The organism is Shewanella sp. 10N.286.51.B2 (assembly GCF_041469265.1).
GTDB lineage: Bacteria > Pseudomonadota > Gammaproteobacteria > Enterobacterales > Shewanellaceae > Shewanella.
In genome coordinates this window covers 1-21,961 of the sequence record NZ_JBFRKH010000034.1, presented here as the reverse complement: position 1 = coordinate 21,961, position 21,961 = coordinate 1, and the positions used below count along the sequence as shown (strand labels likewise).

The window sequence follows — 21,961 nt, the reverse complement described above, 5'->3', positions numbered from 1 at the left end:
TGTTAGTATTTTTATCGCTTAATTCACCGCGCCTAGCGCAGTTAATGCCAGCTGAGTCATGGTTTCAACGCCCACTTTTAAGGCTTTTTCATCAACAAAAAATGCTGGCGAATGATTACTGGCGACAGTGGCAGGATCTGTGCCTGCTGGCGTCACCCCTAAAAAGTAAAACAGCCCCGGCGTTTCAAGCGCATAGTAGGAGAAGTCCTCAGCGCCGGTGATAAGCCCTGGCTCAATGAGATTATCATCGCCCACAACCTCACGAATAACCGGACGCATTTTTGCGACTAACTCAGGGTTATTAACCGTAACTGGATAACCTGCATCAATCTCTGTGGTGGCAGTGGCGCCGAGGGTTTGAGCAGAAAGCGTCGCGATTTCAGCTAGTTTTACTTTAATGTCGGCGCGCATATCTTGATCAAAGGTTCGGATAGTACCAATCAACTCAACTTCATCAGGAATGATGTTCGAGCGTATACCGCCATTAATGGCGCCAAAACTCACCACTGCCGGTGCTTTAGTCACATCAACGCGGCGACTAATAATGGTTTGTACGCTATTAATTATTTGCGCAGAAGCCACAATCGGGTCAACCCCGCCCCAAGGACGAGAACCATGGGTTTGGCGACCCTTTACCGTAATAGTAAATGAATCTTCTGAAGCCATCGCAGGGCCTGCTCGCAAACCAATCATCCCTGTGGGCATACTTGAGGTTACGTGCATACCAAACACTTGATCAGGTTTGCGGCTAGCAAATAAGCCTTCTTTAAGCATTAACTCTGCGCCGCCTTCTTCACCCGCTGGCGCGCCTTCTTCTGCGGGCTGAAAGATAAACATCACATCGCCAGCGAGGCTGTCTTTAGACTTGACCAGATTCTCTGCCACGCCCATTAACATCGCCACATGAGTGTCATGACCACAGGCATGCATCACGCCGACTTTTTGGCCACGATAAGTATCAGTGGCTTTGGAGGCAAAAGGTAAATCAACCTCTTCTGTGACTGGCAACGCATCCATATCTGCGCGAATGCCGATTAGCGGCCCAGACTTTGCGCCTTTTAATATCGCCACTACACCAGTGTGCGCAATGCCGGTTTGTACTTCTAAGCCTAAAGACTCAAGGTGTTTGGCAATCACTTTACTGGTTCTAAACTCGCGGTTAGACAGTTCAGGGTGCTGATGTAAGTCACGGCGCCACTCCAACACCTTAGCTTCAACATCGCTTGCAAGTTGTGCTGCGTTAGGGGTTTGAGCCATTATCGAACCAGAAAAAGTGCCAGAGGCAACCGCAAGGCAAGCAGCAAGTATCGTTAAGCGCATAAATCATCCATGTTTTTATCATTTTTGTAGTATTTCAATCTACAGCGTATCCCTTGAATTGTTAAATATTTTGTTATCCAAAGCACATTTGAAATTGTGTCGATTTATGTAGAGTGGCTCAATAAACACTATGGTTGATGACATTGTGTTGATAATCTATGGCCACTATTAAATTTAAATCGAGAGTCCAAGCCCATGAAAATCACCTTTGAGCAATTAACCGCAGCCGGTGCTAGTAACTCATTGGAGATTGAACAGTGGTTAATTGAAGATCGCCAATCCTGGGGAGTATTCAGCGCCCACAGTGATATTGGCGCCATGCTCGGTGACTTATTAGCAGATGTACCTGTGGGCGTTGGCTCTGACACATCAAATACATCAAGCATTGAGGTCACCGCAGGTTCGATACATAAAACCTCAGGCCGAGTTGCTCAGGTCTCACTCGCTGAGCAACAAAGGTTATTAGCACTTGAACTCGCCAATGATGACAGTGACTTTTTAGATTATGCCGATAAAGGCACTACGGTCGCGGGATTAATTTTTGCCCATTGCCATAAGCAAACATTAACCGACAAACTGCTTGAGGAGCTTGATTTAGTTCAGCTGCAACAGCGCGGGTTTCGTGAACTTTCAACGGGCGAAACCCGTCGCGTGATGCTAGCCATTGCCCTTGCTAGCGAGCCGGATTTTTTAGTGTTAGATAATCCCTATTCAGGGCTCGACATTAGCCATCGTCAAAGCTTAACGGCTTATCTAAGTCAGCTTGATATTCAAATGATGGTGATATTTTCTCGCGAGGAAGATATGCCCACATGGATAGATCAGATTGCTATATTCAGCCACAGCAAACTTGATAGCATCATGGATAAAGCCAGCTGGGAGCAACACCCTGTTATAAGCCAAATTACCGCCCAATCTAAAGTCCAAAGCGAGCAGATGCTGGCTATCATGCAGCGCCACCGCCATCAAAGCCCATTTGATAACCCCATCTTTGAACTTAAAAATGGCAAGGTGGCTTACAGTGATAAAACCATTTTTACTGAGGTTAATTGGCGCATTGATAAAGGCCAACACTGGCAGGTAAAAGGGCCCAATGGCTGTGGTAAAAGTACCTTGTTAGGGCTTATTTTTGGCGACCACCCACAATGCTACAGCAATGATATTCATATCTTTGGTAAGCAACGTGGCACTGGAGAAAGTATTTGGGAAATAAAGCAGCATATCGGCATGGTGTCATCGGCATTACACTTGCAGTATCGCGTCGGTTGCAGCGCTAAAGATGTGATTTTATCCGGCTTTTATGACTCTATCGGCCTGTACCAAAAAGCCACCCAAGCCCAGCAAGATATCGCCCAAGATTGGCTCAGCATTTTGCATATGTCCCACTATGCCAAAGTCTCGTTTAAGCAACTGGATTACAGCCAACAGCGACTATTGTTAATTGCCAGAGCATTAGTGAAACAGCCGACATTATTGATTTTAGATGAACCCTATCAAGGGTTAGATTATCTGGGTATTCGCTTAGTCAAAAATACCCTAGAACTGATCGCCAGAGAAAACCTCAGTCAGCTGCTATATGTGTCCCATTACCATGAGGACAGTTTAGACAGTATTAATAACTATCTGGAATTTGTTGCCGATGCAAAAACCGGTGGCTATAAAGCGCTAATCAGCTAGTTAATAGTGCTGCATTGCCAAAGCGCTTACTTTTCTTCGATTTTACGCTCTTTAGCTGCAGCTTCTTTAGCCTCACGCAAATATTTATCCGCCCGAGATTCTCGCTGTTGAAACTGCGCTTGAGATTTCTCTAACTGCTGTTGTTGCCACTCACCAGGCTCTTGGCGTTCAATAATTTCTTGCTCACGACTGCTGGTGTCGCTGGCTGCTTGGCGGGCTTTTTCAAGCTGACTTTGCTCCGTCTTTTTCGAGTCGATTCGACCTTGCTCAGCTTGTTGCGACAAGGTCAGTCGCGGCTTATCAGATGCCTGAGCAGCCACGGCAATAACGCCTAGCAAACTTGAAAGCAGTAATAGCTTGCTCATTAGCCTTAATAGACTGTTTGAATATAAGTTTAGCGACATACTATTAACCTTCCTGGTTGTTTTTAGACTCAATATAACGGGCTCGCACCTCAGCAGGCATGGCATTGAGCTTATGTTGCACCATGGCATCAAAGGCACTAAATAGCGGGCTGATATCAAGTTCGCTATCGATTGCTTGTAAAGTATAAGCGGTGGCTTCCAGTGTTGATAAACTGTCGCTACGTTTGGCCTTGCGAATAAGATATTGTGAAACCCCTTCAAATTCAATATGCAATGCCGGAAGCTCCAATAACCACGGATTAAGCTGCAACATTTTGAATGCTTTGCGCCAGGTGCCATCAATTAATAAAATGCAGCAATCTGCTGGTACTGACGAGTCCGCAGCATTTTGACTATTTTCACAGGGATACACCAGATACACAGGTTTATTGGCCGCAGCCAGCTGTTGTCGCAATGGCGCAAAGTCATCAGCGCTCTCACCCACCACCACTTGAGTTTGCGGCAGGGTTAAACTCAGCAATTTAACAGTATTTTTTGCATGCTCAACTTCAGAGGGGTGCTGCAGCACAATCACCTCAGTTTTAGCCTCCATCTTAGTCACGCTATCACAGATACAAGCAGACTGTGGGTAGCCACAACTTTTACAGATAATTCTAATAACCCACTCCTTGAACATATCAATACAATTAAAGGCCATTTTATACCAATTACAATAAATAAGAATGCTGTGTAATTAAGAGCCTGTAACTGAATTTTATAATCTAAATAAATTAAAACGCCGCAAACTAATTTGCGGCGTTGACTGATTTATTGACTTAGCACCCTTTAAATCATAACACCATGATTTAAATAAGACTTACCTATAATTTAAGGATGAACTTGCTCAACATGTAAATGATTCAAGCGTTTTGATGACATAATAATGAGTAGCACCAGTGACAAGCCGCCCATTAATATCGCTACCGCATAAGGTGCGGTGATATCGGTCATTTGAATTAACGCCGCCAATACTGATGCGCCGCTCATTTGAATACAACCTAACATAGCTGCTGCCGTACCGGCGCGCTCACCAAAGGCTGATAATGCCATTGAAGTTGCTGGGCCGAGTAATATCGCAAAACCAATACATAGCAGCATCATAGGTAGCATAAAGCTAAAGCCTGCAGCTAAACCGGTTTCAGGTCCTACAAGTTGCATCACCACCTCAAGGACTGCCGCGATGAGCATCAAGGTTAATGCCACCACCACACCTGGGCGATTACCAATGCGCTTAACTAACACTGGCGCAGCAAAACAAGCCGCGATATTGACTGCCGCATTGAGGCCAAATAAGCCACTAAATGCCAACTCACTGACCCCTAGATGGCCAATTAACCACATAGGCGAATATGATACGTAGGTGATGATAGATGCCATTGCTGCCATACAGGTTGCAGCATAAAACATGAAGTGTGGGTCGCTTAATACTGGCTTGTAACGTCCCCAGCGATAAAGCTTACCGCTAGTGTCTGTGCTTGCTGGGCGAGTTTCAGGGAATTTAAAAATAACGATAGCCAATACGATGATGGCGTACAGCGCCATAAAGATAAAGGTTGAACGCCAGCCAAACTGCAGGGCTAATAAGCCGCCCAATGTTGGTGCCAGTGCCGGAATAACGCAAATAGCGCCATTTAAATAACTGTACATTTTGACGCTTTCTTGACTGGTATAGCAGTCTCGAACCGCACTGAATACCACAATCGAAGTAGAACAAGCTGCCAAGCCTTGCAGAACACGTGCAAGTTGCAATACTTCAAACTCCACCGCCATCGCGCCAATTAGGCTGCTCACGCCATATAACACAATACCGAATAAGGCGATTGGCTTACGGCCAAAGCGATCGGCTAATGGGCCAATTAGGATTTGTCCCAGCCCCATGGCAAACAAAAACAACACTAATGTTGACTGAATTTGGCTACCACTTACCCCATACTCTAGCGCCATGGTTGGCATGGATGGTAAATATATATCGATGGCTAATGGGCTCAGTAGCACCATAAACATCAGTATTGGTAGCAGGTTACGTCTCATTGAATTGGTCTCTTACATTTCATGGTAATGATTAATTGGGCGGCATTTTAGACTACTCATGGTATGAATAGAAATGGTATTATTTCCTAAGTAAATTTCCCTTGAGGAATATCACATGAATATTGATAATCTCGCTAAAATAGACTTAAACCTGCTGGTCATTCTACAAGTCTTACTTGAAGAACAATCGGTCACTCGCGCCGCAAACCGCCTGCATTTAAGTCAGTCAGCGTTAAGCAAAAGCCTTAACCGACTACGGGCAACCTTAGACGACCCGCTATTTCAGCGTACAGCTCATGGGTTAAAGCCCACTGCCCATGCGGTAAATCTTGCCCAACAATTACCTCAACTTCTGCAAAGTTTGCATCAAATAGTGCAGCCACCAAGCTTTATTGCTGCCAGTAGCCACCAGCATTTTTCATTTGCCATGGTCGAAAGCGCCTACGAAACCTTGCTACCGTATTTTATCGGCACCATTTTAAGAGAAGCACCCAATGTAAAGTTAGACTCTTATGTGTGGACTGAAAAGTCGATGCAAGACTTACAGTTGGGGCAAATCGATTTTGGCATTGCAGGTCGTGATACTCATCCTCAAGCTGATTTGAAAATAGAGCAACTGCCTGATGGGATTAAATATCAGACCTTATTTAAAGATAGGCAAGTGTGCTTAATCCGCCAAGATCATCCGCTAATGGCACAAATTAAAGCCGGTCACTGGAATAGAGAGCTGTACCTGCAAATGGCTCATGTGCAGGTGCGCTGTGAAGGCAATGATTGGTGGGCGCTGGATTACCATCTTGCAGAGAAAAACTTACATCGGCGTATTAGCTCTACCGTGCCAGATTTTTATGGCGCTGCCAGTATTTGCGCCCACAGTGACTTAATTTTTACTTTGCCATCGAGCTTTGCAAGGCATGCTGCACTACTTTATCCACTGGTTGAAATTCCGCTACCATTTGAGTTTATGCCCATGGCCTATGTACTACTGTGGCATGAACGCAACAGCCAAGCGCCGGGTCACCTTTGGTTAAGAAATATCATTTGTGGCAGTGTAGAAGAAGCGATAAAACAAACGGCTGTCACGCAGGTTTAATCGCCCAATACTGCAATATAAGCCAGCCCATTTTTCATAACACAATCACTGACGATAAAATTTGGCTCAAATTGCTGCCCAGATTGCCGCAAAAATGCACAAACATTAACCATGATTAACGTGACCTAGGCGCTGGGATCATCGATAGTCATGCTTCAAGTATTAAATTCATCGTCATCCAGTGCTATTTTGATGACGATGTTCAAAGGTTATTTTAGGAGTAACAATGAACTTTAACCAAATGTTTAATCAAACAAATTTAAAACAGCGCCTAGGGAATTTTCACCCACTATTATCATTGCTATTAGTGATCGGGATTTCGTTGACCTCGTTAGTGTTATTACCGTTTTTACTGATGTTTGCTCTAGTCAGCTTCATCGGATTGAACTTATTAGGGCGTAAATACCTAGCCCCTAGAATGCAGCCTATTTTCAGCCAGCAGTCTCAAGCAAATGAGTTTTATCGTAGCAATCCCAACATGCAGCGAGAATCATCTATCTACAAATCAGAGATGTTCCGAAAAGCCAAACCCAGCAGCACGGGTCGCACTTTCGAGCACAATCCTGATTAACAAGCTGCTTAGCGTTTAGCTATACCAATGAAAACACCGCCAGCTGGCGGTGTTTTGGTATCTGGGATGTATGAAACGATTAAGCCAAAATATGCTGCGCATATTGCAATGACTTTAACTCTTGTTCACTGGGCTTAAGCCCAATCACATTATCAATTTGAATTTGCAGCGACAACCAAATGGGGTCAATAATTTCAGCTTGTTGTTCATTCGCATGCTGTTTTGCCAGCTTTAACAAGGATGCCGATTCCACCACATCAATGCGGCCTAACATGCCATCGGCCAAAGCGACACTCAGTTCAATCATAGCAGGGACACTGCGGCCATAATTGATCACATCACGTAAGTAGCGCTCGGCTAAACAGCCATCGCTACCCAAACCAGCATCGTCATTTAACATGTGCTGCGCGCGGGCAAACATGGCATCAAGCTGACCTTGCTCAGCCGCTTCTGCCAACCAATGCTCACTGGTATTAGCATCAGCCTCACAGCCTTCACCATTATGGAGCATTAAGGCTAAATGGTATTGCGCATGGGGATAACCTGTCTGGGCGGCTTTACTAATCCACTCAAATGCATCGGTTAACTGTTGCTGCTGATAATACAGTACCCCCAAATTCGACATCGCTTCTGCATTTTCTGCCACGGCGGCCTGTTCAAGCCAATTCGCGGCTAATGCCATATCCTGCGGAAACTGCTTAGAGCCCACTAAATAGAAATAACCCAATAAGGCTTTAGCTTCAATCACACCTGCTTGTGCTGCTTGCTCAATGGCTTGCTCGCCTTTTAGCGCGTCTTTATGACCACTGTAACCATGCAGTAGCGCCACACCGTGTTCAAATAAACCTTGATGATGCGCCGTTGCCGCAAGCTCAAACCAGTAAGCCGCCTGTTTAAAGGTGCTGATTGACTCGGCCTGTTCAAGTTCAGGTTGCTGCAGCGACTGCTCCTGCTCTTGCTGCATTAATGCTTTTGACTTGAGCGACATCCCCACCAGATATTGCGCTTGGGGATCATTATGCATGACAGCTTGATAACACAACTCTCGCCCAGCAAAAGAATCAAAAGCTTCAAATTTATATGCTGGCGCAGCTTTTTGGTGGACTTTCGGATATAGCAGCTCAATTAACCCTAAGCTATTTTTAATGGTTTTTTCAGCGAGCGTAACCAATTGCTCTTGGGTTAGATGGTATTTCTCAGGATGAGCGCCACGATTACCGTCACTACGAAGTTTATGTAGCGCGCGCGTCGTAGGCACATCAATCAAGCGCATGCGATTTAACTGCTCGATGCGATCATATAAATTGGGGCTAGTGAATTTTAGCGACTGCTTAGCCGCGATTAACGCAGTAACTTGATGGGTAAAACTTCTGACAAACACCAAAGCCTGGGTGGGAATATCTCGCACATAGCTCTTGGCTTTAGTGTAATCTTCAACAATGTCAGGAGAGAAGCTGCCTATCAGCTCAATATCATTTAACACTTCGGGCAACTCCTCAAGGCTATCAACTCACTTAATTAGATTTCGGTATGATCGCTGTTGGTATCATCTTCGCTAACATCAGTGCTGCGATTAACCATATACAATCTGAATAAAGCCACGTTTACAAACAGGCCTAAGAATGCGAATACAGTGTCGATGATCACCTGTAGTGGAAAACCGCCAAATTCAGCGAGAGATAATACCGTACCGCCCACTAATGACAATGGAATATACATCATCAAAATAGCCATTGTTTTCAGCACAATAGGAGATGAAAACTTAAAGCTGTTCTTAATGGCTTCTAGTGGCGTTAGGCGCTCTACAATCACCATAAAGTTTACGTAAGCTAAACGGGCAAATAAATAGAAGCTTATCGCCAAACCTACAACCCAAAACGGCCCAAACACAGCAAACAGCATTACCGGCGCTAAAATAGCTAAACCAGAAAACACCCCAGCTAATAATAGCGGCGGCACGAAAGTGAAGCTGTTTTTCAATATCATCCCTGGGGTCACTTCATGACCACGAGATCGCACCTCTAGGTACAAGGTTAGCGCCGAAATCAACAGTGAAAAAATCAGCAATAACGCCATCATCGCAGCGCCATGCATTGCACCAAATTGTGGTACTTCTACTTCTGCTTGGGCTGCCAGTTCACTGCCTAACCATAATTGGATCACGACTTGGAGTAGCAGCAACGGTACTGTTAATGATGCTAATTGTACAATGTGGTTACGAAAGAAATTATATGCTTCAGTCAAAATTGCAGACAATGACATGGGGGTTCCAATAATCAAAAAAAGATAAATATACTGCTAAGGATACCGAAAAAAGCAGTTTTTTGCACAATTGATATCGTCATTAGACTGAAGTTCCCTAAATCAATTGTCACAATTTTGTTAATAGCGTTACAATGTTAACCAAAGTATCCAATTATTATTACCTACAGGACGGCCACAATGAAAATGACTCCCGCAGTAAGCCTTTTATTAACCGCATTTGCAGTCACCACACCCGCTCAAGCTGGATGGTTAGATAACATTTTTGGTAGTGATGAAGAAAAAGTTGAAACCGTCGCCGCTACTGAAGCGGTTGCTGATGCACAATCAACTGATTTAGTTGGTAATGTCATGTCACAGCTGGGGTTAAACCAGCAGCAAGCTGAAGGTGGTTTAGGGGCATTGCTAAGCTTAGCGCAATCTAACTTGGGCGATTCAGACTTTAGCCAAATTTCAGATAGCATTCCCGGTACTGATGCGCTATTGGCAGCAGTGCCAGCACTATCTTCAGATTCAGGTATGACAGGGTTATTGTCTCAAGCTGGTGATATTGGTAAGTCACTTGAAGGCGCGAGCATGGTATATGACACCTTTGAAGCACTTGGAATTAAAAAAGAATACGTGGCGCCTATGGTCGATATTGCCAAGTCTTATCTAGAAAGCAACGGCTCTGAAGGCACAGTTGATATGTTGATGAAAGGCCTTGGTTCAATCATGTAACATTTGCGGTATCGTTAATGGATTAATTTTAATTAATGCCGAGCCATTCGCTCGGCATTATTGTCTCTGTTAAGCTAAAGTCATCACATAGGCTGACACAGCTGCATACATCGTTTTGTTTATTGGAGGCAATATGATTGCTAAATTAAAACAGTTCTTACAATCCCATACCCAAGCGACCACCCCAGAAGATCAAGCGCGTCAGCTTAATCTCGCTGCTGCCAGTTTATTACTTGAAGTCATGTACGCAGATGAAACCCTTGATGAGCAAGAGGTGGCCATGTTGCCAGCTATGCTCACTAAGAATCTCGGTTTGACTCTGCAAGCCGCTGATGAGCTCATCGCTGAAGCCAAATTGATTCAAGGCAATGCCACCTCATTGTACGAGTTTACCGCTGAAATAAACGCCCAATGCTCCATCGCCCAAAAACAGAAACTGTTACTGGGGATGTGGAAGCTTGCCTACTCCGACGGCAAACTGTGCCGCAATGAAGATCAAATCATTCGCCGCACCGCAGATTTGCTGCATTTAAAGCACAGTGAAGTTATTCAAATGCGTAATATCGCCATGGAGCAACGTTAAGGGCTCTTTGAGGGCCTAACTCGCGTCGAGGTAGCCTCACAAAATTAAGCTCTTATAGCTAATCACTTATTAGCGCCTTACGAGTTAAATGATTTTTCTGCCAATAGATGAAGGGCGCAACGGTCAGCACTAAGATGCACGAATACCACATATTCTCAGCGAGTGCGTAGCCCACTCCAATACAAAATACACAGCCCGCCACCACCAAAGGTAAGTAAGCTTTACTGAGTAACTTTGCCGCTGACAACATGGTTAATAAATAGATAATCACAAACACCCCATTACTCCAGGCAATCAGATCTTCAAGTTTCTGCTCAGTGATAAATGTCAGTACAATAACCATCACCATAGTCACTAAAATGGTCACCAATGCCCGCAAAGGTACGCCGTATGAGTTCAATTTTTCAAAATACTTGGGCAATATTCCTTGCTGGCTAAAACTCCAAAGTAGCCGCGCTGCACTGGCACAATATACATTTACCGTTGCCAAGCCACTTGCTATGCCTAATACACCGATAACTTGCGCCCCAATGGCAGGCACACCCAAACCGCTCAATAGCTGATTAAAAGCATGCACCATTGCAAGGCCCTCAGCTTCAGCTGGCACAATTAATAACAACAAGGTGCATACCAGATAAATAATCCCCACCAACACAGTGCCTAACATCATTGCTGGTAACATATCTTTTTTCGGGTCGCGAAAGTCATTGGCTAAATGGGTCATGGCTTCTATGCCTAAAAAGCTCCAAAAACCGATGCCCATGGCTAACATCACGCTCGCCGCTTCTGGTTTAGCGACTGCAGAGAGCGAGGTTAATTGCCCAAGGTTGGCGCCGCTGCTGCCAAATAGCACAGTCACTACAGCCACAATGGCCAGTGTTAGCCCAAACTGTAATTTGGCAGACACTTGAATGCCGCGATAATTAAGCAGCAATAACACAGCAACAATGGCGATTTCGGCGGCCAATTGCCCCCAACCTGTTATAGCAACCAGCGCATCCATAAATTGAAAGGTCATTAAAATGGCTGCGGGGGCGCCAATGGGGATCACTAATAAAAAAATCAGCCCTATGGTGCGCCCTGCTGTGATACCAAAGGCTTTTTCAATAAAATAAGCTGGCCCTGCGGCATGGGGGAAGCGACTTGCCAGCAAGCCAAATACCACTGCCACCGGCAATATGGCGACTGTGAGTATAATCCACGCCAGTAAAGCGCCACTCCCAGCCACCTCTATGGTCATCTGTGGCAATATAAATACCCCAGTGCCCAGCAAAGTGGTGGCCATCAGTCCTGCGCCTTGCCAGCGCCCTATGCTTGCTGTAATTTGATTCATTGTCTTTATCTATAGTGATATTTAGTAAGAGTATAAGCTGATAGCGCTTGTCAAACTGCAGCATATCACCTGCAAGATCACCGAACAAACCGACAAAATGACGGCATTTAGCTCAATAACCAACATAATGAGGGTTAGCCTTGGACAAGTTCGATCAATTAATCATTAACGCATTACGCCTTAATGCCCGCCAAAGCATTTCAAATATTGCTGAGCAAGTGAGTTTATCTCGCAGCGCAGTCACTGAACGCATCAAAAAGCTAGAACAAACCGGCGTGATCCGTGGTTATCAAGTGCTATTGAGCGAGTCACAAAAAGAAGGCGTTTCAGCGTATTTCGAAATCCAGCATGAACGCGCTAATTGCGCTGATGTAGTCCATGTTTTTCACGCGATTCCTGAAGTGATCACGTGCCAAGGCATTACCGGCGAAATGGATTTATTAGTGTATGTGAATGCCCCATCAATGAAGCGCTTACATCAAATTCGGGAATACATTGATGCCCAAGCCGATATCGTTAAAATCAAAACCCACGTGGTGATGAGTGAATGGATTAATAACCAGCCCAGTAATTAGGCTATTAGGTTAAATCAAAGTCGCTAGCTTGAATTGTAGCAATTTATCTGTTCCCCTTTACTGGCGCTATTTTTAGCTTATCAAGCTAGCTTTTTATAATTTTCCAACCGAAATCTTAGATATAGCAGCTTGATAGCGTTACACTTCTTAGTAACTGGTTTTCTATTAGGTTTATCAACATGCAATCACAGCCGACATCTGACATCAATTTACTTTGGGGCGCACTCATTTTAGAAGAGTTAGCCAGACTGGGTGTTAAACATGTTTGTATGGCGCCAGGCTCTCGCTCAACCCCATTAACCTTAGCCGCAGCGGCGCAGTCAAGCTTGCAATCTCACCTTCATTTTGACGAACGTGGGCTGGGTTTCATGGCGCTGGGCTTAGCTAAAGCCAGTCACAGCCCGGTGGCCATCATCACCACTTCTGGCACTGCGGTGGCGAATCTGTATCCCGCCATTATTGAAGCTTGGCTTACTCAGGTGCCGCTGATTATTTTAACTGGCGACAGGCCGCCTGAACTCATTGGCTGCGGCGCTAACCAAGCCATTAATCAGCCCGCCATTTTTGCTGATTACGCTAAGCAAGTGAATTTACCGACGCCGGATCTTGCCATCAGCCCTAATACCTTGCTCACCACCATTGATGAAGCAGTGGCAAATTTAACCCAGCCAGTACATGTCAATTGCATGTACCGAGAGCCTCTGTATCCCACAGAGCTTCAAAGCCTAGGGCAATTAGCCCAATCAATGAGTGATTATGTAACGCCAATTACGCCATGGTTAAACCACTCTCACCCTTACACGGATTACGGCCAGTTAGCTCAAACCAATCTGCCTAGCCAAGACACTATGATGCGTTTTGCACACGGCAAAGGGATCATTGTGGCGGGAACCTTATCCCCCCAAGAAAACCCAAAGCAAATTATTGAATTATCTCAAAAACTGGGTTGGCCAATAGTCGCCGACGCGCAATCACAACTGAGGCAGCACCCCAGTGTTATTGGCCATATCGATCAACTGCTGCTAAATCCTAAAGCCAGTAAATTTATTGAACAAGCTGACCGCATTTTGGTGTTTGGTGGCCGCTTTATCTCTAAGCGTTTAATCAGCTTTATTGCTAATCATCAATGGCATAGCTATTGGCAGGTATTAGCAAACCAGCAACGACTGGATCCAAACCATCAATCAAAACGAATTTGGCAAGCCAGTATCACTGCCATGTGCAATAACAATTGGCCTCGCTCCTCTGCAGCTAATTGGGCGTTAAGCTTAGTTGAGCACAATCAAAACATTGAAGCATTACTAACGCAGCATATTGATCAAAGTAGTTTTGGTGAGCCGCAAGTGGTTCGGCATATCGCTCAGCAGCAAAGCGCATCACATCAATGGTTTATTGGTAATAGCTTGCCAATACGCTTATACGATATGTATGCACCAATCATTTGCGAGCTACCCGATATTTATACTAACCGCGGCGCATCGGGTATTGATGGCTTAATCGCTACCACAACTGGGGTGGCATTAGCCAATAATCAGCCTACCACCTTGCTTATTGGGGATATTTCCAGTTTGCACGACTTAAACTCACTGGCGATGACCAAACACGTTAACAGCCCGTTTGTGATTGTGATTTTAAACAATGACGGCGGTAATATCTTTAACCTGCTGCCGGTACCCAATGATGCCGTTCGAGAGCAATATTACCGCTTAAGCCATGGCTTAGAATTTGGCTACGCAGCAGCCATGTTTGGTCTGGCCTATAATCAAGTGGATAGTTTAACGAGTTTTAATGAAGCCTACGCCGATGCGATGGGATATGCAGGCACCTCAGTCATTGAAGTGAATGTCAGCCCAACTCAGGCCAGCGATCAGATTAAACTCATCGGACAATGGGTGAGGCAGCACTAATGCCAATAATTAATCGTTTTGGCGACACCAATTTACCAGCACTGGTATTATTGCATGGTTTTTTGGGGTCAAAAGAAGACTGGCAAGCAAGCTTACAGATTTTAAGTCAGCACTTTCACTGTATCTGTATCGACTTACCAGGCCATGGTGACAATCAGCTAGAATTGCCAACCCCAGGCTTTGAAACGGCGGCGCAGTCTATTGTCGATAAAGTCATCCAGCTCGGTTATAGCCAATTTCATTTGTTAGGTTATTCATTAGGTGGCCGTATTGCACTGCACATTGCCAAGCTTTACCCCAAAGCAGTATTAAGTTTATTGCTGGAGTCAGCGCACTTAGGCTTAACCAGCAGCCGCGACAAACAAGCACGCCTAAAGCACGATCAAAAGTGGGCCGATAAGCTCGCCGTCGAACCTATTAGAGACTTTCTCGAGCAATGGTATCAACAGCCAGTATTTGCTAATTTAACCACGGACGCTAGAAAAAACCTGATTGCGATTCGCAGTAAAAACAATCCCCAAGCGCTGCTGCACTGTTTTAAAAGTACCTCGCTAGGGTTACAACAAAATGGCGAAAAAGTGCTGAAGCAATTACACTGCCCCGCCTACCTGTTAGTGGGAGAACAAGACAGTAAGTTCAGTCAACTTGCCCAGCAGTGGCAGCAAAAACTGCAACTTAACACAGTCACCATTGCTCATTGCGGTCACAATATCCATAAAGCGCAACCTAAGATGTTTGCCGCTAGGATCATCCAACTTTTAACCCCTTAAGGACATCATTCATGGCAACCGCTAACAGTAATAATAACCAGGTTTTAATGAATGCCCCACGAATTAGTCAGCTTGAGTTATATCGTTATCAAATTAACTTGGCGCCCCATTTACCCGTAGCTAAACAACGTATTGATATCCGCCACGGCTTAGTCATTGCAGCAAGTCTAACTAGCGGCCAACAAAGCTTTGTTGAAATAGCGCCACTGTCTGGCACTGACATTGAAGGCGTGGCGCTCAGCGGTTTTAGTCATGAATCACTTGACGCAGTTATCGAACAACTCACCACCCTATTACCACGCTTAATAGGCAGTAGCCTTACTCAAATTAATGAGATATTGGCATCTGCTGAGCTTTATCCATCCGCTGCATTTGGCTTAAGTTTATTAGCCCTTAAGCTTGATGGCGGGTTTGATCATCCCCAATATGATTATGCTCAATCAATGCAAAGTAAAATTGGCCTTTTCTATTATCAACCAGACTCAGATCTCAATAAGTTACGAGCAAAACTGGCCCAATTAGATAAACGCAGCTACTCAGTTAAAGTGAAAGTCGCCCAAGCCAGTATCGAGCAGGAAATAAAATATATTCATCAAATACTTGAGCTTAATCCAAAGCTTAAACTCCGTTTAGATGCCAACCAAGGCTTTACACCTGAGCAAGCCATTGAGTTTCTAGCGTGTTTGCCTAAAGCGGCCATTGAATATATTGAAGAGCCATGTAAAACCCCAGCAGAAAACCAACAGGTTTACCAAGCCCTTAAAATTCCTTTTGCTTTAGATGAAAGCTTAAACGACAGCAAGTATCAATTTGACATGCTTGAAGGTCTAACCGCGCTGGTAATTAAACCCACCATCATAGGCGGCATTAATCAATTAACAGGGTTAATTACCAAGGCCAATAGCCATGGCGTGCGCTGCATTTTAAGCTCAAGTTTAGAGGCAAACCTTGGGATTAATGACTTGGCTAAATTAAGCTATATGCTGACTCCAGATGAAACCCCAGGACTCGATACCCTATCAAGCTTTAGTGAACCGCTTATTGATGAACAAGGGCAACTGAATAAAGCGGTTTGTGTGCTACTGCAGCGCGAAACGATTTCTGAAGCGACGATCAATCAAGACGCTGATCTCACCCAAGCTGCAGCTCTCAATCAAGCATCGATCCTTATTGCCGATAGCGAGCATTAATATGAATAACATGATATCGCCGCTGCACCAAACTGCTATTGAACATCCAAATGCAGTGGCAATCATCTTACCGAATAGCGCCGCTGAGCTCACAGCGGGTTTCAATAAAACCGCCAGTGCATCAACTGCGAGTAACGATACCCAAACCGCCATTAGCTATGCTCAGTTAAGTCAGCTGGTATTAGCATTGGCGCAGCAACTTAGCGGCCAAGGGGTTGCAAAAAATCATCGACTGGCCTGCATTAGTCGTAATAATCTGGAAATGATTTGCCTGTATTGGGCCTGTATTGATTTAGGGGCATTATTTTTTCCGATATCACCCCGTTTTCCTGCTGCGCAAATAAGCCAACTATGCCTGCGTTTTAACATCAATTACTATTGGTCTGAGGCTGATTTAACACCGCAATTAGCATCAGTATTAGCCACACAGGCACAGCCGCAACCTATCACAACTGAGGTGACATTTAAGCTTAACCTAAATACCAGTAAGCCACTCAGGCCCTTCGCTATCGACGCTAGCCAGCCAGTGAATGTTATTCTGACCTCTGGATCAAGTGGCACCCCAAAAGGAGTGGTTCATAGCCTTAGTAATCATATTGCTAGCGCCACAGGCTCAGCTGAAAATATCAACCTAGATAAAGGGGATAGCTGGTTATTATCATTACCGCTATTTCATATTGGCGGCCTCGCCATTGTTAATCGCTGCGCCATCGCCGCTGCCACCATAGTACTCAGTACCGAGCAGCCTCTTGTTAAGCAATTAGCCCAAACGCCATTAAGCCACTTATCGTTAGTATCTGCCCAGCTAAGCCAGATTTTAGACACTGATGCGACAGTACTTAAACATGTAAAAGCATTATTGCTCGGTGGCGGCGCGATCGATCTGCTACTGGTTAAACAGCTAGCTCAGTTACACATCAGCGCTTTTTGCAGTTACGGCATGTCAGAGATGAGCTCACAAATCACTACCGCGGCCATTAATAGCGCTAATCATTTAGGTACAGCGCTGCCACAGCGGCAATTAAAGCTAGTTGATGGGGTAATTTGGGTCAAAGGCCCATGTTTATTTTTAGGCTATTTACAAGCAAGCCCTGATCACACCCTAAGCGCTTCACAGCAGCGAGCAGAGCCCATACTTGAGCGTCCTGTTGATGAGAACGGTTGGTTTTGCACTAATGACCAAGGCCAATTTGATGACCAAGGTCAGTTACATTTACTGGGCCGCGTAGACAATATGTTTATCTGTGGTGGTGAAAATATTCACCCAGAAGAAATTGAAGCCGCCTTAAGGGCTCACCCTGATATCGCTCAGGCCATTGTGTTTGGCCAATATGATGCTAAATTTAGCTTGCTACCAGCAGCAATTATTCAATTTAAAGCTCCCCAAGCCCAGCTAACAACCGAGGTTATTGGCAGCATTGAAGCACTGCTATTAAAGTTTATCGCTCGCTTTAAGCGCCCGCGTCACTATTACCCTTGGCCCGATAATATTGAGTCCGCCAGTTTAAAAATACCTCGCAAACAGATCATTGCTGCGGTTAAGAGCCAATATAACCTCGACTCACTTTAGGCTGTTTTATCACGGCTTTCAGCTAATAACAGCTTTAGTTGAAAGCTAATTTTTAGCCACAAAAAAACCTGCCGTAGCAGGTTTTAGTTTTTAGCGAGATTGAAGTGAATCAACCCGAGGCTAAGTTAGATTTCCATACAAGATTTAAGCTTGGTCATGGCATTCTTTTCAAGCTGTCTAATGCGCTCTGCAGACACTTGGTAAGTAGCGGCTAATTCTTGTAGTGTTGTCTTGTCATCATCTAACCAACGCGCTCTTAAAATATGTTGGCTACGTTCATCAAGGGTTTTAATTGCCGAGAATAAACGCGCTTGAGAGTCTGACTCCCAATTTTGATTTTCAACTTCAAGTGCAACATCGGAAGAATGATCTTCTAAATAATGAACTGGGGCAAAATCCACACCGCTGTCATCATCATTGTCGCTGGCTAAATCAAATGCAGGATCTTGAGCCGCCATACGCGACTCCATCTCAGTGACGTCTTTTTTAGACACCCCAAGGTTTTCGGCAACCATGCCGACTTCTTCATCACTAAACCAGCCTAAACGCTTTTTGGTTTTACGAATGTTGAAGAATAATTTACGTTGCGCTTTGGTGGTGGCAACTTTCACAATACGCCAGTTTTTAAGCACGTATTCATGAATTTCAGCTTTAATCCAATGCACAGCAAAAGACACCAAGCGCACACCAACACCAGGATCAAAACGTTTTACCGCTTTCATCAAACCAATGTTGCCTTCTTGAATAAGGTCCGCCTGTGGCAAACCATATCCTGAATAACCTTTAGCCACATGCACTACAAAGCGCAGGTGCGACATAATCAGTTTTTTTGCCGCTTGTAGATCGCCAGTTTCTTGCAAACGCTTGGCTAACTCATGCTCTTCTTCGGCCCCAAGCATTTCGATGCCTGTGACTGACTGCATATAAGCTTCTAAGCTGCTACTACCTCTAGGGACAGTAAGTGACATAGATTGCGATTGAAAGGCCATTGGCGCTCCTACATTAACAACATTAAAACGGTCTATTGCTCATTATACAGCTAGCTGGCGGCAATAGCTTGTGAACTATCTATGATATGGCGACATATGTCAACATGGCGACCAGATTAGTTGGTGCACATTTTTTGTGCTAATTGATACTCGACTGAAAACACATCGATTACAAGTTAATAAAAATTCATCAAAGCCGCGATCAACTTAGCTATTACGCGATCAATTTAGCTATTAAATGATACCAACCAAGCCCTAAGAAGGTTCAATGGCACGTAAATGCTGCCTTACCGATAAGTATGAACCTAGCCAGCCTAAAAACGAGGCAAGTAGCACTAACTTAATTAGCTCAGAGAAACTCAAGGCTTGAATTTGCAACTGGCTACCATAAAGACCTAACAACTCAGCTAAAGCAGAATCAAGATACCAGACTAATAAATTGATAATAACCCAAGCTAACACGCCGCCAATCACCCCATACCAAATACCGGTATAAAGAAACGGCCGTTGAATAAAAGACTCTGTGGCGCCGACCAGTTTCATGACTTCAATTTCAGTACGGCGATTCATAATGGCTAAGCGAATAGTATTGCCAATCACTAACACCACTGCTAATACCAGTAACGCAGCAATGGCGAGTACCGTGCGCTCAATTAACCTGACCATGGCTTGCAGGCGCTCAAGCCATTCAATATCTAAACGGCCAAAGCTCACTTCAGGCTCACGCTCAAGCTTTACTAATAGTTGTCTTGCTCCTTCAGGGCTCGAGTGACGCGCCAAAGGTGTTACCACCACCACGGCTGGCAACGGGTTACTATCAAGGTAAGATAATGCTTCGCCAAAGCCTGATAAGCGCTGAAACTCTTCTAGCGCTTGCTCGCGGTTTATATAGTCAACCGCATCAACTTCAGCGTATACATTAATACGGCGGATTAAATTTTGAATCGATTGCTCACTGCGGCCTTCGTTAATAAATAACGATATTTCAGCAGCATTATTCCATGACTGGGTGATGTTCTCGGCATTTTTAACCAGTACTTGCAAAGCTGCAGGTAAGCTTAAGCTCACCCCAAGTACCGCCATGGTCATCACAGAGGACACCGGGTTGCGCCACAGCTCGCCCACACTCGCCATTGCTTGCTGAATGTGGCGCACAAAAAACATCACTACTCGACCCGTAAAAGGCAGCTTACTGGCGGTAATTTTAACTTTTCTGGTCATTATACTTGCCCTTCTGTGGTCGCAGAATAGAGCTCGTCATTGCCAAGCATTTTGCCCTGACGCAGGGTTAAGGTGCGGTATTTCATCCGGGCAATCAAGCCTAAGTCATGGGTGGCAATCAGCACGCTAGTGCCAGAATCATGGAAGGTTTCGAATAATCTTAAGATATCCATCGATAACTTAGGATCTAAGTTACCTGTGGGTTCATCGGCCAGTAATAAAGGCGGTTTGTTGACAATGGCGCGGGCAATACCAACACGTTGTTGCTCACCGCCAGATAGCATGATGGGTAAATGACGCTCTTTGCCATACAGCCCCACCATGTCGAGTGCGCCAGCAACTCTTTTGCGGATCTCGCCGTGGGAGAAGCCTTCAATCACTAATGGCAGCGCAATATTATCAAATACGCTTTTATCCATTAATAAGTGGTGGTTTTGAAAAATCATGCCGATATTGCGACGTAAATACGGCACATGCTTTTTCCCTAACTTGGCAATATCATGACCATTAATCGATACTTTACCGGCACTGGCTCGCTCAATCACAGTGATCAATTTGAGCAAGGTACTTTTACCTGCGCCAGAATGTCCGGTTAAAAAGGCCATTTCCCCTTGTTGGAGGTGAAAATTAACTTCTGAGAGTGCTTTTTGGCCACCCGGATAAATCTTACTGACTTGCTCAAACTGGATCATAAATGACTATTCTGCCTTTTCCTGACTAAATAATGCTTCGATGAAATCGCTGGAATTAAAAGTACGTAAGTCATCAATTTGCTCACCAACACCTATGTGTCGGATCGGAATATTAAACTTATCAGCAATGGCGAAAATAACCCCACCTTTTGCAGTACCATCTAATTTACTAATGGTGATCCCCGTTACCCCAACGGCTTCTTGGAATAACTGCGCCTGGCTAATGGCATTTTGCCCGGTACTTGCATCTAGCGTTAGCATCACCTCGTGAGGCGCATTAGGGTCTAATTTTTTCATGACGCGAACAACTTTTTTCAGCTCTTCCATCAAATGACTCTTATTTTGTAAACGCCCTGCCGTATCGGCAATCAGTACGTCAACATTACGCGCTTTGGCAGCTTGTAATGCATCAAATAATACCGAGGCACTGTCTGCGCCGGTATGTTGGGCAATCACTGGGATGTCATTACGTTGTCCCCAAACCTGTAATTGCTCAACGGCTGCTGCACGGAAGGTATCACCAGCCGCTAACATGACAGATTTGCCTTGTTTTTGATACTGTTTTGCTAATTTACCAATGGTGGTAGTTTTACCCACGCCATTGACGCCGACCATTAAAATAACAAATGGGCCGTCTGCATTTTCAGGCACTAAAGGGACTGCCACTGGATCGAGAATAGTTTGTAATTCGTCTCGTAATAAATCATATAGCGCTTCGGCATCTTTAAGTTGCTTACGTGATGCTTGTGAGGTCAAATTATCAATCAGGCGAGTGGTGGTTTCGACGCCCACATCGGCAATCAATAATTGCTCTTCGAGTTCTTCGAATAAGTCATCGTCAATTTTTTTACCGCGGAAGATCCCCATAAAGCCGCTACCAATGTTTTCACTGGTTCGCAGTAATCCACGCTTTAAGCGGGCAAATAAGCCCTCTTTTACCGGTTTAGCCTGAGGCTCATCCACTTGCTCTTGCTCAACGTCTGCCGCTTCGGCTTCTGCTGCCAATCGAGCTTGTTCTTGGTCAGCAAGACGCTGCTGCTCTGCTGCACGTTC

21 protein-coding genes are annotated in these 21,961 nt (G+C 44.8%); 10 read left to right on the top strand and 11 right to left on the bottom strand.

The window, feature by feature from the left end; translation table 11 throughout:
* Positions 1-18: 18 nt before the first annotated feature.
* Positions 19-1,320, bottom strand: a complete 1,302-nt coding sequence (locus AB4140_RS09230; RefSeq protein ID WP_102440163.1) for an amidohydrolase — start codon at positions 1,318-1,320, stop codon at positions 19-21.
* A gap of 195 nt (positions 1,321-1,515) precedes the next feature.
* Between AB4140_RS09230 and AB4140_RS09225 the strand changes: the two genes are divergently transcribed.
* On the top strand, positions 1,516-2,997 hold the full coding sequence (locus tag AB4140_RS09225; protein ID WP_303412390.1) for an ATP-binding cassette domain-containing protein: 1,482 nt from the start codon (positions 1,516-1,518) through the stop codon (positions 2,995-2,997).
* A gap of 26 nt (positions 2,998-3,023) precedes the next feature.
* Here the strand turns inward: AB4140_RS09225 and AB4140_RS09220 are convergent, their stop codons facing one another.
* From AB4140_RS09220 to AB4140_RS09210, 3 genes are all read right to left on the bottom strand, one after another.
* Entirely contained in the window at positions 3,024-3,401 is a 378-nt protein-coding gene (locus AB4140_RS09220; RefSeq protein ID WP_241901066.1) for a hypothetical protein, read from the bottom strand.
* A gap of 4 nt (positions 3,402-3,405) precedes the next feature.
* Entirely contained in the window at positions 3,406-4,059 is a 654-nt protein-coding gene (locus AB4140_RS09215) for a tRNA-uridine aminocarboxypropyltransferase (protein ID WP_372000688.1), read from the bottom strand.
* A gap of 170 nt (positions 4,060-4,229) precedes the next feature.
* Positions 4,230-5,432 carry a multidrug effflux MFS transporter gene (locus tag AB4140_RS09210; protein WP_102440159.1) on the bottom strand — a complete coding sequence of 401 codons (1,203 nt, stop codon included), beginning with the start codon at positions 5,430-5,432 and terminating at the stop codon, positions 4,230-4,232.
* Between the two features lie 115 nt (positions 5,433-5,547).
* Here AB4140_RS09210 and AB4140_RS09205 point away from each other — a divergent pair, with 115 nt between their 5' ends.
* The gene (locus tag AB4140_RS09205) at positions 5,548-6,525 is read left to right on the top strand and encodes a LysR family transcriptional regulator (protein WP_102440158.1); all 978 of its coding nucleotides are present in this window, start codon (positions 5,548-5,550) and stop codon (positions 6,523-6,525) included.
* 226 nt (positions 6,526-6,751) lie between these two features.
* Positions 6,752-7,096: a hypothetical protein gene (locus AB4140_RS09200; protein ID WP_372000686.1), complete on the top strand. Its 345-nt coding sequence runs from the start codon at positions 6,752-6,754 to the stop codon at positions 7,094-7,096.
* A gap of 79 nt (positions 7,097-7,175) precedes the next feature.
* On the opposite strand, the gene AB4140_RS09195 is transcribed toward AB4140_RS09200, so the two are convergent.
* Positions 7,176-8,579 (bottom strand): tetratricopeptide repeat protein, encoded by a 1,404-nt coding sequence (locus AB4140_RS09195; RefSeq protein WP_102440156.1) that lies wholly within the window; start codon positions 8,577-8,579, stop codon positions 7,176-7,178.
* A gap of 35 nt (positions 8,580-8,614) precedes the next feature.
* Positions 8,615-9,358 (bottom strand): hypothetical protein, encoded by a 744-nt coding sequence (locus AB4140_RS09190; RefSeq protein ID WP_102440155.1) that lies wholly within the window; start codon positions 9,356-9,358, stop codon positions 8,615-8,617.
* Between the two features lie 180 nt (positions 9,359-9,538).
* On the opposite strand from AB4140_RS09190, the gene AB4140_RS09185 reads away from it, so the two are divergent.
* Positions 9,539-10,078: a DUF2780 domain-containing protein gene (locus AB4140_RS09185; protein WP_102440154.1), complete on the top strand. Its 540-nt coding sequence runs from the start codon at positions 9,539-9,541 to the stop codon at positions 10,076-10,078.
* 133 nt (positions 10,079-10,211) lie between these two features.
* Entirely contained in the window at positions 10,212-10,661 is a 450-nt protein-coding gene (locus AB4140_RS09180) for a TerB family tellurite resistance protein (RefSeq protein ID WP_102440153.1), read from the top strand.
* 58 nt (positions 10,662-10,719) lie between these two features.
* On the opposite strand, the gene yjeH is transcribed toward AB4140_RS09180, so the two are convergent.
* Positions 10,720-11,994, bottom strand: a complete 1,275-nt coding sequence (gene yjeH, locus AB4140_RS09175) for an L-methionine/branched-chain amino acid transporter (RefSeq protein ID WP_102440152.1) — start codon at positions 11,992-11,994, stop codon at positions 10,720-10,722.
* A gap of 140 nt (positions 11,995-12,134) precedes the next feature.
* On the opposite strand from yjeH, the gene AB4140_RS09170 reads away from it, so the two are divergent.
* The 5 genes from AB4140_RS09170 (at position 12,135) to menE (ending at position 18,006) form a co-directional block, all read left to right on the top strand.
* On the top strand, positions 12,135-12,569 hold the full coding sequence (locus AB4140_RS09170) for an Lrp/AsnC family transcriptional regulator (protein WP_102440151.1): 435 nt from the start codon (positions 12,135-12,137) through the stop codon (positions 12,567-12,569).
* A gap of 179 nt (positions 12,570-12,748) precedes the next feature.
* Positions 12,749-14,476 (top strand): 2-succinyl-5-enolpyruvyl-6-hydroxy-3-cyclohexene-1-carboxylic-acid synthase, encoded by a 1,728-nt coding sequence (gene menD, locus AB4140_RS09165; RefSeq protein ID WP_372000682.1) that lies wholly within the window; start codon positions 12,749-12,751, stop codon positions 14,474-14,476.
* Positions 14,476-15,246 carry a 2-succinyl-6-hydroxy-2,4-cyclohexadiene-1-carboxylate synthase gene (gene menH, locus AB4140_RS09160; protein WP_102440149.1) on the top strand — a complete coding sequence of 257 codons (771 nt, stop codon included), beginning with the start codon at positions 14,476-14,478 and terminating at the stop codon, positions 15,244-15,246. The genes menD and menH overlap by 1 nt, the downstream gene beginning before the upstream one ends.
* Before the next feature lie 11 nt (positions 15,247-15,257).
* Entirely contained in the window at positions 15,258-16,436 is a 1,179-nt protein-coding gene (gene menC / locus AB4140_RS09155) for an o-succinylbenzoate synthase (RefSeq protein ID WP_241901067.1), read from the top strand.
* Between the two features lies 1 nt (position 16,437).
* Positions 16,438-18,006 (top strand): o-succinylbenzoate--CoA ligase, encoded by a 1,569-nt coding sequence (gene menE, locus AB4140_RS09150; RefSeq protein ID WP_102531319.1) that lies wholly within the window; start codon positions 16,438-16,440, stop codon positions 18,004-18,006.
* A 125-nt stretch (positions 18,007-18,131) separates the two neighbouring features.
* On the opposite strand, the gene rpoH is transcribed toward menE, so the two are convergent.
* From rpoH to ftsY, 4 genes are all read right to left on the bottom strand, one after another.
* Positions 18,132-18,995, bottom strand: a complete 864-nt coding sequence (gene rpoH, locus AB4140_RS09145; RefSeq protein ID WP_102440147.1) for an RNA polymerase sigma factor RpoH — start codon at positions 18,993-18,995, stop codon at positions 18,132-18,134.
* Positions 18,996-19,250: 255 nt separating this feature from the next.
* On the bottom strand, positions 19,251-20,216 hold the full coding sequence (gene ftsX, locus AB4140_RS09140; protein ID WP_102440146.1) for a permease-like cell division protein FtsX: 966 nt from the start codon (positions 20,214-20,216) through the stop codon (positions 19,251-19,253).
* Entirely contained in the window at positions 20,216-20,908 is a 693-nt protein-coding gene (gene ftsE, locus AB4140_RS09135; RefSeq protein WP_076538182.1) for a cell division ATP-binding protein FtsE, read from the bottom strand. The genes ftsX and ftsE overlap by 1 nt, the downstream gene beginning before the upstream one ends.
* A 6-nt stretch (positions 20,909-20,914) precedes the next feature.
* On the bottom strand, positions 20,915-21,961 hold a 1,047-nt coding region (gene ftsY, locus AB4140_RS09130; protein ID WP_372000678.1), incomplete at its 5' end, for a signal recognition particle-docking protein FtsY.

What these genes read in the sequence shown, in the direction of transcription:
- AB4140_RS09215 (WP_372000688.1), bottom strand. Translation starts at nt 4,059, where the DNA reads ATGGCCTTTAATTGTATTGATATGTTCAAGGAGTGGGTTATTAGAATT.
- AB4140_RS09180 (WP_102440153.1), top strand. Translation starts at nt 10,212, where the DNA reads ATGATTGCTAAATTAAAACAGTTCTTACAATCCCATACCCAAGCGACC.
- AB4140_RS09220 (WP_241901066.1), bottom strand. Translation starts at nt 3,401, where the DNA reads ATGTCGCTAAACTTATATTCAAACAGTCTATTAAGGCTAATGAGCAAG.
- rpoH (WP_102440147.1), bottom strand. Translation starts at nt 18,995, where the DNA reads ATGGCCTTTCAATCGCAATCTATGTCACTTACTGTCCCTAGAGGTAGT.
- AB4140_RS09200 (WP_372000686.1), top strand. Translation starts at nt 6,752, where the DNA reads ATGAACTTTAACCAAATGTTTAATCAAACAAATTTAAAACAGCGCCTA.
- AB4140_RS09185 (WP_102440154.1), top strand. Translation starts at nt 9,539, where the DNA reads ATGAAAATGACTCCCGCAGTAAGCCTTTTATTAACCGCATTTGCAGTC.
- ftsX (WP_102440146.1), bottom strand. Translation starts at nt 20,216, where the DNA reads ATGACCAGAAAAGTTAAAATTACCGCCAGTAAGCTGCCTTTTACGGGT.
- AB4140_RS09225 (WP_303412390.1), top strand. Translation starts at nt 1,516, where the DNA reads ATGAAAATCACCTTTGAGCAATTAACCGCAGCCGGTGCTAGTAACTCA.
- AB4140_RS09205 (WP_102440158.1), top strand. Translation starts at nt 5,548, where the DNA reads ATGAATATTGATAATCTCGCTAAAATAGACTTAAACCTGCTGGTCATT.
- menH (WP_102440149.1), top strand. Translation starts at nt 14,476, where the DNA reads ATGCCAATAATTAATCGTTTTGGCGACACCAATTTACCAGCACTGGTA.
- menE (WP_102531319.1), top strand. Translation starts at nt 16,438, where the DNA reads ATGAATAACATGATATCGCCGCTGCACCAAACTGCTATTGAACATCCA.
- AB4140_RS09190 (WP_102440155.1), bottom strand. Translation starts at nt 9,358, where the DNA reads ATGTCATTGTCTGCAATTTTGACTGAAGCATATAATTTCTTTCGTAAC.
- AB4140_RS09230 (WP_102440163.1), bottom strand. Translation starts at nt 1,320, where the DNA reads ATGCGCTTAACGATACTTGCTGCTTGCCTTGCGGTTGCCTCTGGCACT.
- menC (WP_241901067.1), top strand. Translation starts at nt 15,258, where the DNA reads ATGGCAACCGCTAACAGTAATAATAACCAGGTTTTAATGAATGCCCCA.
- ftsE (WP_076538182.1), bottom strand. Translation starts at nt 20,908, where the DNA reads ATGATCCAGTTTGAGCAAGTCAGTAAGATTTATCCGGGTGGCCAAAAA.
- menD (WP_372000682.1), top strand. Translation starts at nt 12,749, where the DNA reads ATGCAATCACAGCCGACATCTGACATCAATTTACTTTGGGGCGCACTC.
- yjeH (WP_102440152.1), bottom strand. Translation starts at nt 11,994, where the DNA reads ATGAATCAAATTACAGCAAGCATAGGGCGCTGGCAAGGCGCAGGACTG.
- AB4140_RS09210 (WP_102440159.1), bottom strand. Translation starts at nt 5,432, where the DNA reads ATGAGACGTAACCTGCTACCAATACTGATGTTTATGGTGCTACTGAGC.